Source organism: Actinoplanes teichomyceticus ATCC 31121 (assembly GCF_003711105.1).
Taxonomy (GTDB): Bacteria; Actinomycetota; Actinomycetes; order Mycobacteriales; family Micromonosporaceae; genus Actinoplanes; species Actinoplanes teichomyceticus.
This window is the reverse complement of record NZ_CP023865.1, coordinates 1687794-1702424: the sequence shown is the minus strand read 5'-3', so window position 1 is coordinate 1702424 and position 14631 is coordinate 1687794. Positions and strand designations below refer to the sequence as shown.

The 14631-nt window shown below is 71.2% G+C and carries 15 protein-coding genes; 5 read left to right on the top strand and 10 right to left on the bottom strand.

What is annotated here, in order from left to right:
- Positions 1 to 19: 19 nt before the first annotated feature.
- From ACTEI_RS07800 to ACTEI_RS07790, 3 genes are all read right to left on the bottom strand, one after another.
- A complete protein-coding gene (locus tag ACTEI_RS07800) occupies positions 20 to 1039 on the bottom strand; it encodes a threonine aldolase family protein (RefSeq protein WP_122977030.1) in 1020 nt (339 codons plus the stop codon).
- The gene (locus ACTEI_RS07795) at positions 1032 to 2423 is read right to left on the bottom strand and encodes a class II 3-deoxy-7-phosphoheptulonate synthase (RefSeq protein ID WP_122977029.1); all 1392 of its coding nucleotides are present in this window, start codon (positions 2421 to 2423) and stop codon (positions 1032 to 1034) included. The genes ACTEI_RS07800 and ACTEI_RS07795 overlap by 8 nt, the downstream gene beginning before the upstream one ends.
- Positions 2424 to 2494: 71 nt before the next feature.
- Entirely contained in the window at positions 2495 to 3979 is a 1485-nt protein-coding gene (locus ACTEI_RS07790) for a glycosyl hydrolase family 18 protein (RefSeq protein ID WP_122977028.1), read from the bottom strand.
- 169 nt (positions 3980 to 4148) lie between these two features.
- On the opposite strand from ACTEI_RS07790, the gene ACTEI_RS07785 reads away from it, so the two are divergent.
- A complete protein-coding gene (locus ACTEI_RS07785) occupies positions 4149 to 4619 on the top strand; it encodes a glutathione peroxidase (protein ID WP_122977027.1) in 471 nt (156 codons plus the stop codon).
- 7 nt (positions 4620 to 4626) lie between these two features.
- Positions 4627 to 5304: a DUF429 domain-containing protein gene (locus ACTEI_RS07780; RefSeq protein WP_122977026.1), complete on the top strand. Its 678-nt coding sequence runs from the start codon at positions 4627 to 4629 to the stop codon at positions 5302 to 5304.
- A gap of 143 nt (positions 5305 to 5447) precedes the next feature.
- Here ACTEI_RS07780 and proC read toward each other — a convergent pair whose 3' ends face one another.
- The 3 genes from proC to ACTEI_RS07765 form a co-directional block, all read right to left on the bottom strand.
- Positions 5448 to 6260 (bottom strand): pyrroline-5-carboxylate reductase, encoded by an 813-nt coding sequence (gene proC, locus ACTEI_RS07775; protein ID WP_122981977.1) that lies wholly within the window; start codon positions 6258 to 6260, stop codon positions 5448 to 5450.
- Positions 6261 to 6334: 74 nt separating this feature from the next.
- Complete coding sequence (locus tag ACTEI_RS07770) at positions 6335 to 7363, bottom strand: 6-phosphofructokinase (RefSeq protein ID WP_122977025.1); 1029 nt, start codon at positions 7361 to 7363, stop codon at positions 6335 to 6337.
- A gap of 344 nt (positions 7364 to 7707) precedes the next feature.
- On the bottom strand, positions 7708 to 8037 hold the full coding sequence (locus tag ACTEI_RS07765; protein WP_145830824.1) for a hypothetical protein: 330 nt from the start codon (positions 8035 to 8037) through the stop codon (positions 7708 to 7710).
- A 573-nt stretch (positions 8038 to 8610) separates the two neighbouring features.
- Here ACTEI_RS07765 and ACTEI_RS07760 point away from each other — a divergent pair.
- Positions 8611 to 9144, top strand: a complete 534-nt coding sequence (locus ACTEI_RS07760; RefSeq protein WP_145830823.1) for a hypothetical protein — start codon at positions 8611 to 8613, stop codon at positions 9142 to 9144.
- A 180-nt stretch (positions 9145 to 9324) separates the two neighbouring features.
- Here ACTEI_RS07760 and ACTEI_RS07755 read toward each other — a convergent pair whose 3' ends face one another.
- A complete protein-coding gene (locus ACTEI_RS07755; protein WP_122977022.1) occupies positions 9325 to 10824 on the bottom strand; it encodes a DHA2 family efflux MFS transporter permease subunit in 1500 nt (499 codons plus the stop codon).
- A 94-nt stretch (positions 10825 to 10918) separates the two neighbouring features.
- Here ACTEI_RS07755 and ACTEI_RS07750 point away from each other — a divergent pair, with 94 nt between their 5' ends.
- Positions 10919 to 11581, top strand: a complete 663-nt coding sequence (locus tag ACTEI_RS07750) for a TetR/AcrR family transcriptional regulator (RefSeq protein WP_122977021.1) — start codon at positions 10919 to 10921, stop codon at positions 11579 to 11581.
- Here ACTEI_RS07750 and ACTEI_RS07745 read toward each other — a convergent pair whose 3' ends face one another.
- Positions 11582 to 12073 carry a polyadenylate-specific 3'-exoribonuclease AS gene (locus tag ACTEI_RS07745; RefSeq protein WP_122981976.1) on the bottom strand — a complete coding sequence of 164 codons (492 nt, stop codon included), beginning with the start codon at positions 12071 to 12073 and terminating at the stop codon, positions 11582 to 11584.
- Positions 12074 to 12094: 21 nt separating this feature from the next.
- The gene (locus tag ACTEI_RS07740; protein ID WP_244940670.1) at positions 12095 to 12931 is read right to left on the bottom strand and encodes a phosphotransferase enzyme family protein; all 837 of its coding nucleotides are present in this window, start codon (positions 12929 to 12931) and stop codon (positions 12095 to 12097) included.
- 253 nt (positions 12932 to 13184) lie between these two features.
- Between ACTEI_RS07740 and ACTEI_RS07735 the strand changes: the two genes are divergently transcribed.
- The gene (locus ACTEI_RS07735) at positions 13185 to 13871 is read left to right on the top strand and encodes a Crp/Fnr family transcriptional regulator (RefSeq protein WP_122977019.1); all 687 of its coding nucleotides are present in this window, start codon (positions 13185 to 13187) and stop codon (positions 13869 to 13871) included.
- On the opposite strand, the gene ACTEI_RS07730 is transcribed toward ACTEI_RS07735, so the two are convergent.
- The gene (locus ACTEI_RS07730; protein WP_122977018.1) at positions 13868 to 14548 is read right to left on the bottom strand and encodes a lysophospholipid acyltransferase family protein; all 681 of its coding nucleotides are present in this window, start codon (positions 14546 to 14548) and stop codon (positions 13868 to 13870) included. The two genes, ACTEI_RS07735 and ACTEI_RS07730, sit on opposite strands and share 4 nt — an antisense overlap.
- Between the last annotated feature and the right edge of the window lie 83 nt (positions 14549 to 14631).

Here is a 14631-nt window from a genome sequence, read left to right as displayed (position 1 = left end):
ACGCCGGACTTGCGGAAAGTTACGAGAGCAACACGCTCAGCACCGAGATGGCCTCGTCGATGCCGTCGTCGTCCACGTCGAGGTGCACCACCAGGCGGGCCAGCCGGGGCAGCATCGCCGCGATCAGCACGCCGCGCCGGGCCGCCTCGGCCGCCAGCTCGGTGGCGTCCAGCGGCGCCTTGGTGAGGTCCAGCGGCACCAGATTGGTACGCACCCGGGCCGGATCGACCACGCCCAGCGGGGCCAGCCCCTCGGCGAGCCGGCGGGCCCGGGTGTGATCCTCGGCGAGCCGCTGCAGGTGGTGGTCGAGGGCGTACCGGCCGGCGGCGGCGAGGAGCCCGGCCTGCCGCATCCCGCCGCCCATCCGCTTGCGGATCACCCGGGCCCGGGCGATCCGCTCCCGGCTGCCCACCACCAGCGAGCCGACCGGGGCGCCGAGGCCCTTGGACAGGCACACCGCGAGGGTGTCGAAGAGCGCGCCGTAGCCGGCCAGCGGCACCCCGTCGGCGACATGCGCGTGCCAGATCCGGGCGCCGTCGCAGTGCAGGGCGACCCCGCGCTCGTCCGCCACCGCGCGCAGGTCGCGCAGCGTGGCCAGCGGGATCACCCCGCCGCCGCCGAGGTTGTGGGTCTGCTCGACGGCGATCGCGGCGGTCGGCACCGAGGGGAAGCCGGCCGGCCGGATCATGTCGGCGATCCGGTCGACGTCGAGCGCGGCGCCGTCCGACGGCCAGGTACGGCTGGAGATCCCGCCCAGCACCGCGGCCCCGCCCAGCTCGTACGTCACCACGTGGGCGTCCGCCCCGGCGAGCAGCTCGCCGCCGGGCGGGACGAGCAGTTGCAGGGCGATCTGGTTGGCCATCGTGCCGGTCGGGGCGAACAGCGCCGCCTCGTGCCCGAACAGGGCCGCGACGTGCTCCTCCAGCGCGTTGACGCTCGGGTCGTCGCCGAACACGTCGTCGCCCACCTCGGCCGCCGCCATCGCCTCGCGCATCCCCGGGGTGGGCCGGGTCACGGTGTCCGAGCGCAGATCAACCACGGAGCATCTCCGCCACGAGGAAGGCCAGTTCCAGGCTCTGCTGGGTGTTCAGGCGCGGGTCGCAGGCGGTCTCGTACCGGCCCGGCAGGTCGAGGTCCTCGATGCCCTGGGCGCCGCCCAGGCACTCGGTGACGTCCTCGCCGGTCAGCTCGATGTGGATGCCGCCCGGGTGGGTGCCCAGGCCGCGGTGCACCTCGAAGTACCCGAGCACCTCGTCGACGATCCGGTCGAAGTGCCGGGTCTTGTAGCCGTTCGACGACTCGTGGGTGTTGCCGTGCATCGGGTCGCACTGCCACACCACCTTGGCGCCGGCGGCGTGCACCTTCTCCACGATCGGCGGGAGCGCGTCGCGCACCTTGCCGTTGCCCATCCGGCTGATCAGGGTGAGCCGGCCCGGGACGTTGTCCGGGTTGAGCTTCTCGCACAGCTCCAGGGCGGTCTCCGGGCTGGTGGTCGGGCCCAGCTTGACGCCGATCGGGTTGGCGATCCGGCTGATGAAGTCGATGTGCGCGTGGTCGAGCTGGCGGGTGCGCTCACCGATCCACAGGAAGTGGCCGGACAGCCCGTACGCCCGGCCGCCGGAGACCCGGGTCAGGGCCCGGTCGTACTCCAGCGCGAGCGCCTCGTGCGAGCAGTACAGGCTGACCGTACGCAGGGCCTCGTTGTCGGTCATCCCGCAGGCGCGGATGAAGTCGAGGGCGCGGTCGATCTCCCGGGCGATCGCCTCGTAGCGCTCGCCGGCCGGTGAGGCGCGGACGAAGTCCTTGTTCCAGTCGTGCAGCCCGTGCAGGTCGGCGAGGCCACCGGCCAGGTAGGCGCGGAGCATGTTCATCGCGGCGGCGGAGTTCGCGTACGCCCGGATCATCCGCTGCGGGTCGGCGATCCGCGCCGTCTCGTCGGCGTCCAGCGAGTTGATCATGTCGCCGCGGTACGCCGGCAGCCCCAGCGAGTCGGTCAGCGACGACCGCGGCTTGGTGTACTGCCCGGCGACCCGGGCCACCTTGACCACCGGCATCGACGCGCCGTAGGTCAGCACCACCGCCATCTGCAGCAGCGTGCGCGCGTTGGCCAGCAGGTGGCTCTCGGTGTTGTCGGCGAAGGTCTCCGCGCAGTCACCGCCCTGCAGCAGGAAGGCGCGGCCCTCGCACACCTCGGCGAGCTTGCCGCGCAGCTGGTCGACCTCGTACGGCGCGACGATCGACGGGACGTTCTCCAGGACCTTGCAGACCGAGGCGACCTCGCCCATGTCCGGCCAGGGCGGCATCTGCACCCGGGGCAGGTCGCGCCATCGGTCGAGGCCCAGGGCCTCGTCCTCGGCGGAGTCGGTGGACGGGCGGGAGGTCGCCAGTCCCGGATGGCTTAGCTGATGCCACTCACGGCGCATGGTAAGAGCCTACGAAAACGGGGCGCCGGGCCTGGACCCGGTGCCCCGCATTCTCCGTCGAAGGGACAGGTCTACAGGTTGCTCTTGATGGCGCCGATCAGCTCACCGTTGGCGGTGTCGCCGGAGAACTCCCAGAAGAAGGCGCCGCCGAGGCCCTGCTGCTTGACGTACGACATCTTCCCGGCGATGGTCGACGGGGTGTCGTAGCTCCACCAGTTGGAGCCGCAGAAGGCGTACGCGGTGCCGGCCACCGTGCCGTTGGCCGGGCAGCTGCTCTTGAGGACCTTGTAGTCCTCGATGCCCGCCTCGTAGGCGCCCGGGGCCGCGCCGGTCGCGGTGCCGCCCGGGGCGGCCTGGGTGACCCCGGTCCAGCCGCGGCCGTAGAAGCCGATGCCGAGCAGGATCTTGCTGGCCGGAACACCCTTGCTCTTCAGCTTCTGGATCGCCGCGTCGGAGTAGAAGCCGGCCTGCGGGATGCCGGCGTACGAGGTCAGCGGCGAGTGCGGGGCGGTCGGGCCCTTGGCGTTGAACGCGCCGAAGTAGTCGTACGTCATCGGGAAGACCAGGTTCAGCTTCGCGATGCCGGAGGCGTAGTCGGCGACGTCGAGCTTGCCGCCGTTCGAGCCGTCCGCGGAGATCGCCGAGGTGATCAGGAAGTTCGTGCCGAACTTGGTGCGCAGCGCCGAGATCACCTTGCTGTACGCGTCCGGGCCGCTGGTGTCGCAGGTCAGACCACAGGCGTTCGGGTACTCCCAGTCCACGTCGATGCCGTCGAAGACGTCGGCCCAGCGGGAGTCCTTGACCAGGTTGTAGCAGGAGTTGGCGAACGCGGTCGGGTTCGCGGCGGCCTGGGTGAAGCCGCCGGACCAGGTCCAGCCGCCGAACGACCAGATCACCTTGATGTTCGGGTAGAGCTTCTTGAGCTTGCGCAGCTGGTTGAACGAGCCGCGCAGCGCGCCGGTGTCCCAGGTGTCGGCGACGCCGTCGACGCTCTCCGCCGCGGAGTAGGCGCGGTCGTAGTCGGCGTAGGAGTCACCGATCGAGCACTGGCCGCCGGTGGTGTTGCCGAACGCGTACAGGATGTGCGTCAGCTTGGCGGCGGAGCCCGAGGTCACCAGGTTCTTGACGTGGTAGTTGCGGCCGTACACGCCCCACTCGGCGAAGTAGCCGACGACGTTCTTGCCGCTGGTCCCGCTGGTCGGCGGCGTCGTGGTCGGCGCGGTCGTGGGCGGGGTGGTCGGCGTGGTGGTGGGTGGGGTGGTCGGCGGGGTCGTGGTCGGGGCGGTGGTCGGGGTGGTCGTGCCACCACACACGCCGTTGTCGACCCAGACGTCCCAGGCACCGCTGTGGGTGGCCGGGGACTCGTTCTGGGTCCACCACTTGGCGGTGTAGTTGTGCCCGTTCTGTGAGGCGACGTTGTCCTTCACGTACACGGAACTGGCAGACCAGGCGGCGGCACACGCGGTCGCGGCGTTCGCCGGCACGAGCGGGACCGACGCCGAGGCGCCGATCACGACCGCGCCGGCGAGCAGCGCCCGGCGGAGGGTTTTGCCCACTACGGTCTCCTCATTAATAGGAAACTTTCCAGAGAGAGAGGATGAGGAGACGGTAGTCACATTGATTAACACCAGTCAAGCCAGGTGACGACCTTTAAGGTCTCTTTAACAGAGGGCACGGGATAAACACGGCGTGCATTCGAGTGGCCACACCGCGTAGTCTTCCGTCATGACCATCTTCGACGTCAGCATTGACGCCCTCACCGGTGGCACGACCGATTTGGACCGCTACCGCGGTTCGGTGCTGCTGGTGGTCAATGTGGCCTCGCGCTGCGGCCTGACCCCGCAGTACGACAAGCTGCAGAATCTCTACGACACCTACCGCGACCGTGGCCTCGTGCTGCTCGGGGTGCCGTGCGACCAGTTCGGTCACCAGGAGCCCGGCACCGCCACCGAGATCGACGAGTTCTGCCGGGTGAACTACGGCGTGACCTTCCCGCTGGCGGCCAAGAGCGAGGTGAACGGCCCCGGCCGGCACCCGCTCTACCGCGAGCTGATCGGCGACGGGCCGGACATCCGGTGGAACTTCGAGAAGTTCGTGGTCGCCCCCGACGGCACGGTGGCCGCCCGGTTCGACCCACAGGTCGCCCCGGACGACGCCGACCTGGTCGCGACCGTCGAGAAGCTACTGCCCCGCTGAGCGGCCGATGAGCATTCACGTGATCGGGGTCGACGCGTACGCGCTCGGCTGGGTCGGGGTCGAGCTCCGCGACGGCGCCTTCGGGCGCGCGGTGCTCGCCTCCACCCTGTACGAGATCGTCGCGGGCAGCTCCGGCGCCGCGGTGATCGGCGTCGACATCCCCCTCGGCATGCTGCCGGACCGCTGGCGCACCGCCGACACCCTGGCCGCCGACCAGCTCGGCCCGCGCCGCAGCAGCGTGTTCCGGGTGCCGCCGCGCGCGGTCTGGATGGAGCCGGACTTCGCCGCGGCCAACCGGCTCTGCCGCGAGCTCACCGGCGCCGGGCTCAGCCGGCAGTCCTGGGCGCTGCGGCCCAAGCTGCTCGAGGCGAACGCCCTCTGGGAACGCCACCCGGGCCTGCTCTTCGAGGCCCACCCGGAGGTGTCCTTCCGGACCATGGCCGGCGAGCCGCTGCCGTTCGCCAAGAAGACCTGGAGCGGCCAGGCCCGCCGCCGGCAGCTGCTGGCCCGCCACGGCATCGTGCTGCCCGACCAGCTCGGCCCGGCCGGTCAGGCCCCGCCCGACGACATCCTGGACGCCGCCGCGGTCGCCTGGACCGCCCACCGGGTGGCCACCAACACGGCGCTGTCCTACCCGTCACCGCCGGAGGAGGACAACGGCTCGCGGATCGCCATCTGGTATTGACATTCCGGGTACGACCCGGCGAGTCCCGTCCGCGGGCCACCGGCCACGCCCCGGGTCCACCCGCGCGGCGCCGCGCCACCGGCGGACCGCCACGCGCCGTCCGGGGATCCCCGGGCCGAGCCGGGGCCCGGGCCGCAGCGCGGTCAGCGCGCCTGGGCGGCGATCTCGCGGGCCCGGTCGCGGGCGGCCTCCAGGGCGGCCAGCAGCGCGGCGCGCACCCCGTGGTTCTCCAGTTCGCGGATCGCGGAGATGGTGGTGCCGGCCGGGGACGTGACCGCCTCGCGCAGCTTGACCGGGTGCTCACCGGAGTCACGCAGCATGACCGCGGAGCCGATGGCGGTCTGCACGATCAGCTCGTGGGCGACCTGGCGCGGCAGGCCGAGCAGGATGCCGGCGTCGACCATGGCCTCCACCAGCAGGTAGAAGTACGCCGGGCCGGAGCCGGAGAGCGCGGTGACCGCGTCCTGCTGCGATTCGGGGACGCGCAGGGTCACCCCGAGCGGCTTGAACATCTCCTCGGCGATGGCCAGCTGCTCGCCGTTGGCGTGCGGACCCGCGGAGATCGCGGTCATCGCCTGGTCGACCAGGGCCGGGGTGTTGGTCATCACCCGGATCACCGGGGTGCCCTCGGGCAGGCGGGCGGCGAAGAAGCTGGTCGGCAGGCCGGCGCAGAGCGAGATCACGAGCTTCTCGGCCGGCACCCGGGGACCGATCTCGTCCAGCAGCGTCGCGGCGTCCTGCGGCTTGACCGCGATGGCCAGCACGTCGGCCCGCTCGACCGCCTCGGCGTTGCCCACCACCGTCACGCCGTACCTCTCGGCGAGCTCCGCGCCGCGCGCCGCGCGGCGGGCGGTGACCAGCAGCCGATCGGTCGGCCATCCGGAGCGCAGCAGGCCGGAGACGACGAGTTCGCCGATCTTGCCGGCGCCGATCACCGCGACGGTGTGCTCGGGCAACACAGGACTCCTCAAGGGGACGGAACAAGCGGGAATGCCGGGGGCCGAGCGGCCCCCGGCATTCTCCGGATGGATCAGTTGCCGAAGAAGACCTCGGCCTCTTCGTAACGCTCCAGCGGGACGGTCTTCAGCTCGCCGGTGCCCTCGATCAGCGGGACGCGGACGATGTCGGTGCCGCGCAGCGCCATCATCTTGCCGAAGTCGCCCTCGTGCACGGCGTCGATCGCCTGCAGGCCGAACCGGGTGGACAGCACCCGGTCGAACGCGGTCGGGGTGCCACCGCGCTGGATGTGACCGAGGACGACCGTGCGGGCCTCCTTGCCGGTCTTCTCCTCCAGCTGCTCGGCCAGCCACTGGCCGATGCCGCCGAGGCGGACGTGGCCGAACGAGTCGAGCTCCTGGTTGTGCAGGACCATCTGGCCGTCCAGCGGCTGGGCGCCCTCGGCGACCACCACGATCGGCGCGTACTCGACCTGGAAGCGCTTGGTCACGTACGTCGCGACCTGCTCGACGTCGAACTTGCGCTCCGGCAGCAGGATCACGTTCGCGCCACCGGCGAGACCGGCGTGCAGCGCGATCCAGCCGGCGTGCCGGCCCATGACCTCGACGACCAGGGTGCGGTGGTGCGACTCGGCGGTGGTGTGCAGCCGGTCGATGGCCTCCATCGCGATGTTGACCGCGGTGTCGAAGCCGAAGGTGAAGTCGGTGGCGTTGAGGTCGTTGTCGATCGTCTTCGGCACGCCGACCACGTTCACGCCCAGGTCGTGGAGCTTGGTCGCGACGCCGAGGGTGTCCTCGCCGCCGATCGCGACCAGCGCGTCGACGCCCTGCTCCTGCAGGTTGGCCTTGATCCGCTCGACACCGTTCTCGATCTTGAACGGGTTGGTGCGGGAGGAGCCCAGGATCGTGCCACCGCGCGGCAGGATGCCGCGGACCTCCGCGATGCCCAACGGCTTCGTCAGACCCTCCAGCGGGCCCTTCCAGCCGTCCCGGAACCCGACGAACTCGTGACCGTAAGCGGTGACGCCCTTGCGCACCACGGCACGGATGACCGCGTTGAGACCGGGGCAGTCGCCGCCACCGGTGAGCACGCCGATACGCATGTTTCTCCTCGTCCTTCCCCTGACGGGTAGCGAGATGCAGATAGCCCGTGAAAGCCCCGGGAGCGCCTTCGGCAGCGTTGCCGGCCCGGGGTGAGCCGCAAGCCGAACTCTAGTCTCCGCTTCCGGGCCTGCTGAACGCGGCCCTTCTCGTGGAACGGCTTCCGCCCGGAGCAACGAGCCGGGGCGGCCGCCGGGGCGCCCCGATCGAGCGATCCGGCAGCCCGGCCGGGCGGCGCCCCCGGGCACGCGCAACGGCGCCGGAGAACGCGGAACGGCGCCCGGTCGCGGCCGGGCGCCGTCGTGGTCTGCTGTTCGCGTTGGGTCCCGTCGGTGGATCGCGCGGATCACCCGCGGACGATCCAGATCCTCTCCTCGGTCCCGTCGTCGCGCTTGATCGTGAGCCGGTTGTTGCTGGGCCCGAGGACGTGCTGAATGATCTCGAGTACCTGGATGCCCCGGTTGATCAGCTCGGACTTGTTGGGTCCCTGCCCATCGCCGATCATGCGATCGAGAGCGGCCACCGCCTGGGGCGTGAGGTTGACGGTGGTGCGGGTCAGCTGGTTGCCGCCGCCACGGCCGCCGGGCGGCTGCGGACGTGCGGTGGGCGGAGTGGGCGGGGTAGTCGCGGTGCTGCTCCGGATATCCGCATCGATGTCGCTCGCGAGGTCGGTCACGTCCACCCCTCCTCTCCCCCTGGACTGCCACGGCGTCGGCGCTTGGCCCGGGGTGGCGCCGGCGCGTGCGCGGCACTGCCGGGCACCGGGCCGCCCGCGACTCGGACGGGTCGGGTTTGCCATTCGGACACGGTGACCTCCTTACCTCGTAGGTCGGACCGGGCTGCCGGTGCGCGGGCCCGGTGAGCTGCCACAGCGAGCGCGGCACCCTGGTCGTCCGGCGACCGGTCCGGACCTCAGCCCTCTAGGTATGCATACGCCCGTTGGGCTCGGGATGCATACCGGTTGGCAAGACCAGATCCCGATAGGCGACCGTCGACGGATGCCCCGTGACCCTAAAACCGCAGGTCGCAGCCGTGTTCGACATTCATGGGCAGCGAACCGCGCGACACACCGTGGCATACGTGTGAACTACGTCACAAAATGATCACGGTGCAGACCCCGCCGCGGCACCCGATCAGGGTATGGACATTTGTACGGACTTAACGGCATCACCTGCGGTTTTAGGCTGTACCCTTCCTCTCAGGGAACGGTCATCCTTTGCCCGCTCTCCCTCGTAAGGGGGTATGGATCGTGAGCGGTATCCTGGAGCATCTGCATCTGCCACGCTCGATACGCCGGGCATCCGACGGTGTGCATCCACCGGCTTCGCCCGCCGAGCGGGACCACGAGGTCGAGAGCACGGCGGAGGCCGGCACCCCGGGCGCTGAGGTGGCGCCGGCGGCCGAGGTCACACCGGCCGGCACGGCGTCCCCGCAGCAGCCGGCGCTGGACCTGACCAACGAACCGGTACGCCCCTGGCAGGCCAACGTGAGCGCCCTGCAGGAGACGCTGGACCAGCACACGTTCCGGCTGGGCCCGATGGAGATCGTCGTCTACTCGGCGGAACGCGTCGGGGACACGTCCTTCCAGGCCGCCGGCACGAGCATGCTCCGCTTCACCTACGGCGGCCTGGCCACCGGCGTGGTCACCGCCGGCGCCAGCCAGCTGCTGGCCAACCCGCGCGGCATCGACCTGCTGCTCCTCGGCGGCGCGCCGGGCGCCGGCATCGTGGTGCTCGGGGTCGCGCTCAACACCTACCGGATCCTGCGCTACCACGTCCCATGACCGGCTCACCCACCGCCCGGCGGCGCGCCCGGAGCGCAGTCACGGGAAGCGCAGGCACGGGAAACGCAGGCACGGGAAACGCAGGCACGGGAAGCACAGGCACGGGAAACGCAGGCACCGGAAACGCAGGCACCGGAAGCGCGGCCGGCGATGCCGGCCGGCTTCCGGCGCGAGACGGGGTCAGTGCGCCATGGCGGGCGGCGCGTCCGGATCGACGTCGAGCGGCCCGGTGCGGAACAGGAACGCGGCGACGACGGCGGAGAGCAGGAAGAAACCGGCCGACCACCAGAACACCGTGTGGTAGCTCTCCAGCGCGGCCTCGGCGACCAGCTGCGGGGTCGGCTGCTTGCCGGCGAGGTGGTCGGTGGCCGCGGTGGCCGCGAACGAGCTGAGCAGCGCGGTGCCGATCGAGCCGCCGATCTGCTGCACCGTATTGATCATCGCGGAGGCGACCCCCGCGTCCCGGTGCTCGACGCCCGAGGTCGCGGCGTTCTGCGTGGGCGCGAAGACCAGACCGAGGCCCAGGCCGATGATGATCAGGCCGGGCAGGACGCCGCCGGCGTACGTCGAGTCCAGCTGCAGCCGGGTCAGGAAGACCATGCCGCCGGCCGCGATCAGCGCGCCGAGCGGGACCAGCGGCCGCGGGCCGATCCGTGGCGCCAGCAGCGAGCCCGCCGTGGTCGCGGTCAGCATCACCGCGCCGAGCATCGGCAGGAACGCCAGTCCGGTCTTGACCGGGGTGAAGTGCAGGACCTGGGCCAGGTAGTAGGTGAGGAACAGGAAGATGCCGAACATGCCGGCGCCGGCGATCGCGATCGAGGCGTACGACCCGCCCCGGTTGCGGTCCAGCACCACCCGCAGCGGCAGCAGCGGGTGCTCCACCCGGCGCTCGATCAGCACGAAGGCGATCAGCGCCAGCACGCCGACGACGATCGGGCCGAGGGTCCACGCGTCGGTCCAGCCGTCGGTCTCCGCCTTGCCGAGCCCGTAGACCAGGCCCACCAGGCCGACCACGGCCGCGATGGTGCCCGGCACGTCGATCCGTCCGTGCGCGGGGATCGGCTCGTCCCTGAGCTTGAACACCGCGCCGGCCACCGCGAGCGCGGCGATCACCAGGTTGACGTAGAGGCACCAGCGCCAGGAGACGTACTCGGTCAGCACGCCGCCGAGCAGCAGGCCGATGCCGCCACCGGCCCCGGAGATGGCGCCGAAGATGCCGAACGCCTTGCCCCGCTCGGCCGGCTCGGTGAACGTGGTGGACAGCAGCGACAGCGCGGCCGGGGCCAGCGCCGCGCCGAACGCGCCCTGCAGCGCGCGGGCCAGGATCAGCATCTCCAGGCCGTTGGCGGCGCCGCCGAGCGCGGACGCGAGGGCGAACCCGATCAGGCCGATCAGGAACATCCGCTTACGGCCGAAGAAGTCGGAGAGCCGGCCGCCGAGCAGCAGCAGGCTGCCGAAGGCGAGCGCGTACCCGGTGACCACCCACTGGCGGTCGGCGTCGGAGAAGCCGAGCCCGGCCTGCGCGGTGGGCAGCGCAATGTTCACGATCGTGGCGTCCAGCACCACCATCAGCTGCGCGAGGGCGAGCACGACCAGCGCCCACCAGCGCCCGGCTCCGGCCGGCGGTGCGGCCGGAGCCTCACGTCGGAGGTCCCGGGGTCGATCAGTAAGGGTGCTCATCGTGGCCTTTCGAAAGTTGAGATACTTCCTCCGCTTCGGCAGGTTAGCAGGGTAACTTGAGGAATCACCTCCGCTTAGTTGTAGGCTCGGACACATGGCCGAGACCGCCCGACCGTTGCGGCGCGACGCGCAGCGCAACCGGGAACGCATCCTGACCGCCGCGCGGGACGTCTTCGCCGCCCGCGGATTCGCCGCCACGCTCGACGACGTGGCGCATCACGCCGGCGTCGGGGTGGGCACGGTCTACCGGCGCTTCCCCACCAAGGAAGCGTTGATCGAGGCGCTGTTCGCGGACCGCCTGGAGGATCTGGTGTCGCTCGCCGAGGACGCGGCGGCGCTGCCCGCGGCCTGGGACGGGCTGACCCTGCTGCTGCGGCGCTCGGTCGAGATGCACGCCGTCGACCGCGGGCTGCGCGACGCCGCGCTCTGCATCGGCATCGACCGGCACCAGTTCGCCAAGGCGGGCGAGCAGCTGGTGCCGCTGCTGCAGGACCTGATCGAGCGGGCCCACGCCGAGGGGACGCTCCGGGCCGACGTCGGGCTCAACGACTTCCCGATCATTATGGCGACGGTCACCGACCTGGCCCGGCACACCGGCGGCGGCCGGCCGGACGTCTACCGCCGGTTCCTGGAACTGGTCATCGACGGGCTACGGGCCGGACCGGACAACGGCGACCTGGGCCCGGCGATCAGCCAGGCCGACGTCGAGACGATCGTGCACGACTGCGTGCCCCCGTTCGAGGCCCGCCGGCGCTAGTCAGCGGGCGAGCATCGCCTGCCAGCGGGCGAGGTTGTGCCGGGCGTCGACCAGCGCGTCGTGCCGGCCGGACATCTCCGGCAGGGCCGGGCGGCCCAGATCGTCCCAGCGCTGGCGCAGGTCCTTGGTGAACCGCGGGATCTCCCGCGGCAGGGCCGGCATGGCGCCCCACAGCTGGGCCAGCGCCACGTGGTCGTAGGCGGCGTACCAGGCCCAGAGCTCCATCTGCTCGCCGCGCCCGCGCAGCGGCTCCATCAGGAACTCGTACAGGTCGTCGCGGATCCGCTCCCGGCTGCGCCAGGCCCGGTCGGCCGGGGACGGGAGCTTGTCCAGCACGTTGCGGCGCACCCAGGGCACGGCCCGGCTGTCGTCGAACTCCGTGCTGACCGCGTAGAACTCGCGGCCGAACTCGTCGACGACACCGATCGAGACCAGGTCGACGATCCGGCCGTCCTCGATGAATTCACAGTCGTAGAAATAGCGGTACACCATCGGGTACATCCTCGCCCATCGTCATCCGGGCATGGACCCCAGGGCCGCCCGTGCCGCCGCCAGCCCGCGCCGGCACCCCCGCAGCGCGGACCGCTCGGCCAGCACCGCCCAGCGCAGCCGCAGGAGCACCGGCAGCGCCGCCTCCAGCTCGTCACCCGCCACCGGGCCGGCCGCGCGGTACCCGTCCAGCAGCTCGCCGGCCCGGTCCGGGCCACCGGCGTAGAGCACGGCGGCGGCCACGTCGTACACCAGCGGGCCGGTGCCGCCCGCGCCGCAGTGCAGCAGGCCGGACCGCCCGGTCGAGACGTCCAGCACGAACACCTCCGGGGCCGGGTCGCCGTGCAGGACGCCGTAGGTCAGCCGATCGGTGACGGTGAGCCGCGTCGCCGCGGTGACCGCGGCGGTGACCGCCGGACGCAGCCAGGACTCCGCGTCCAGGTGGGCGGCCTCCGGGTCGAGCAGCTGCCAGGGCCGCAGGCCGGGGTGGCGGAAGTCCTGCAGAGCCCGGTGCACGGCGCCCAGCCGCTCCCCCCACCACTGCTGGTCGACCGGGTCCGCGCCGTCCAGGTGACGCCCGGGTGGCCGGCGCAGCACGGCCAGCGCGCCGCGCGCGGTCTCCACGGTCAGCGCGCCGGCCAGGGTGCGGACCGGCTCACCGGCCTCGATCCGCACCCCGCGCAGGTGCTCGGCGGCGGCCAGGCCGGCCTCGACCGGCAGCCGCGCGGCGGTGTCCACCAGACGGGCCACGTACCGCTCACTCCCGGCGGTGACCTCCCAGCCGCGCGACATCATCGCCATCGGCAGCTCGGTGATCGCGGTGGGGACGAGGTGCCACTGGTCACGCAGCACAGTTCGCACAATGTCGTCTTCCGGCACGGCGGGATTATCACGGCAGACCACTCAAATACGACGGACAGCCTGGGCGACAATCACCGAAGGCGATGGGGTGTTTACAGAAAGCGACCGAAAGGACATGATCGTACGAGGTGAGCTTCGATGTCCGTAGTAGAAATGGCGTTCACAGCTTGCTTCGTGCTATTAGTGATCGTTCGCGTCGTGGGGCCGACGCCGGCCGGGTCGACGCGGTCCCCATTCGGGGGAGGGATACGCCGTGGACCATCGCCTGCCGGATTCCGGCGACGCGCTAACCGGCGTGGAGATGTTCGCCGGGCTGGAGCCGGACGTACGACAGCGGGTGATCGCCACGGCGGTTCCGCGTCACTACCGCAAGGGACAGATCCTCTTCGTCGAGCACGACCCCGGGGACTCCCTGATCATCATGAAACGGGGCGCCGTCGCGGTCTTCCGCACCGCGCCGACCGGTGAGCGCGCCGTGCTGACCGTGGTCCGCCCGCCGGACGTGCTGGGCGAGGTGTCCCTGCTGGACGCGTCGACCCGCAGCGCCTCGGCCGAGGCCATCGAGGACTCGCAGGCGCTGTCGCTGTCCCGTGCCGCCTTCATGGACCTGGTGCATTCCAACCCGCGCATCCTGGACGCGGTGATGCGCTCGGTGGGCGGCCTGATCCGCCGCCTCACCGAGCAGAACGCCGACCACGTCTTCCTCGATCTGCCCGGCCGGGTGGCCAAGACGCTGGTCCGGCTCTCCGGGGAGAGCCAGGCCCCGATGATCACCATCGAGCTGAACCAGAGCCAGCTCGCCGAGATGGCCGGCGGCTCGCGGCAGAGCGTGAACCAGGCGATCGGCTCGTTCGCCAACCGCGGCTGGCTGCGCACCGAGGGGCGGCGCATCGTGGTGACCGACGTGCAGGCCCTGAAGCGGCGCGCCGGGATGAGCTAGGCGGGCGTGGCCTCCTTGAGCTTGGAGGCGTAGACGTCGACGTACTCGCGGCCGCTCAGGGCCATCAGCTCGAACATGATCTCGTCGGTGATGGCCCGCTCGACGAACCGGTCGCCACGCGATTCGGCGTACCGGGAGAAGTCGAGCGGCTTGCCGATCCGCATCCGGACCCGCTGGATCTTCGGGATCAGCGTGCCGGTCGGCTGGATCTCGTCGGTGTTCAGCAGGGCCACCGGCACCACCGGGGCGCCGCTCTCCAGCGCCAGCCGGGCCACCCCGGTCTTGCCGCGGTACAACCGGCCGTCCGGCGACCGGGTGCCCTCCGGGTAGATGCCGGCGACGTTCCCGTCCCGCAGCACCCGCAGCAGGGTGTCCAGCGCCGCCTGGGCGGCCTCCCCGCCCGAACGGTCCACCGGGATCGTCCCCGCGCCGACGAAGAACATCCGCGAGAACCACCCCTTGATCCCCTTGCCGGTGAAGTATTCAGCTTTGGCGACGAAGGTCACTTTCCGCTTCATCACCAACGGGGTGAAGATCGAGTCGGAGAAGGAGAGATGGTTGCAGGCCAGGATGACCGGACCGGAGCGTGGCACGTTCTCCAAGCCCTCGACCTTCGGGCGGAAGAGGAGCCTCAGCACGGGTCCGAGGAGCACCAACTTGAGCAGCCAGTAGAACACTGCCGTCCTTTCAGCGGATGCCGCCGGCATCCCGGGGCGAGGTGAAGCGTACGAAGCGGGGGCGGCACGCCACAACGCACTCC

Coding starts and splice junctions, on each gene's coding strand:
- ACTEI_RS07785 (WP_122977027.1), top strand. CDS start 4,149: ATGACCATCTTCGACGTCAGCATTGACGCCCTCACCGGTGGCACGACC.
- ACTEI_RS07795 (WP_122977029.1), bottom strand. CDS start 2,423: ATGCGCCGTGAGTGGCATCAGCTAAGCCATCCGGGACTGGCGACCTCC.
- ACTEI_RS07780 (WP_122977026.1), top strand. CDS start 4,627: ATGAGCATTCACGTGATCGGGGTCGACGCGTACGCGCTCGGCTGGGTC.
- ACTEI_RS07755 (WP_122977022.1), bottom strand. CDS start 10,824: ATGAGCACCCTTACTGATCGACCCCGGGACCTCCGACGTGAGGCTCCG.
- ACTEI_RS07750 (WP_122977021.1), top strand. CDS start 10,919: ATGGCCGAGACCGCCCGACCGTTGCGGCGCGACGCGCAGCGCAACCGG.
- ACTEI_RS07745 (WP_122981976.1), bottom strand. CDS start 12,073: ATGGTGTACCGCTATTTCTACGACTGTGAATTCATCGAGGACGGCCGG.
- ACTEI_RS07770 (WP_122977025.1), bottom strand. CDS start 7,363: ATGCGTATCGGCGTGCTCACCGGTGGCGGCGACTGCCCCGGTCTCAAC.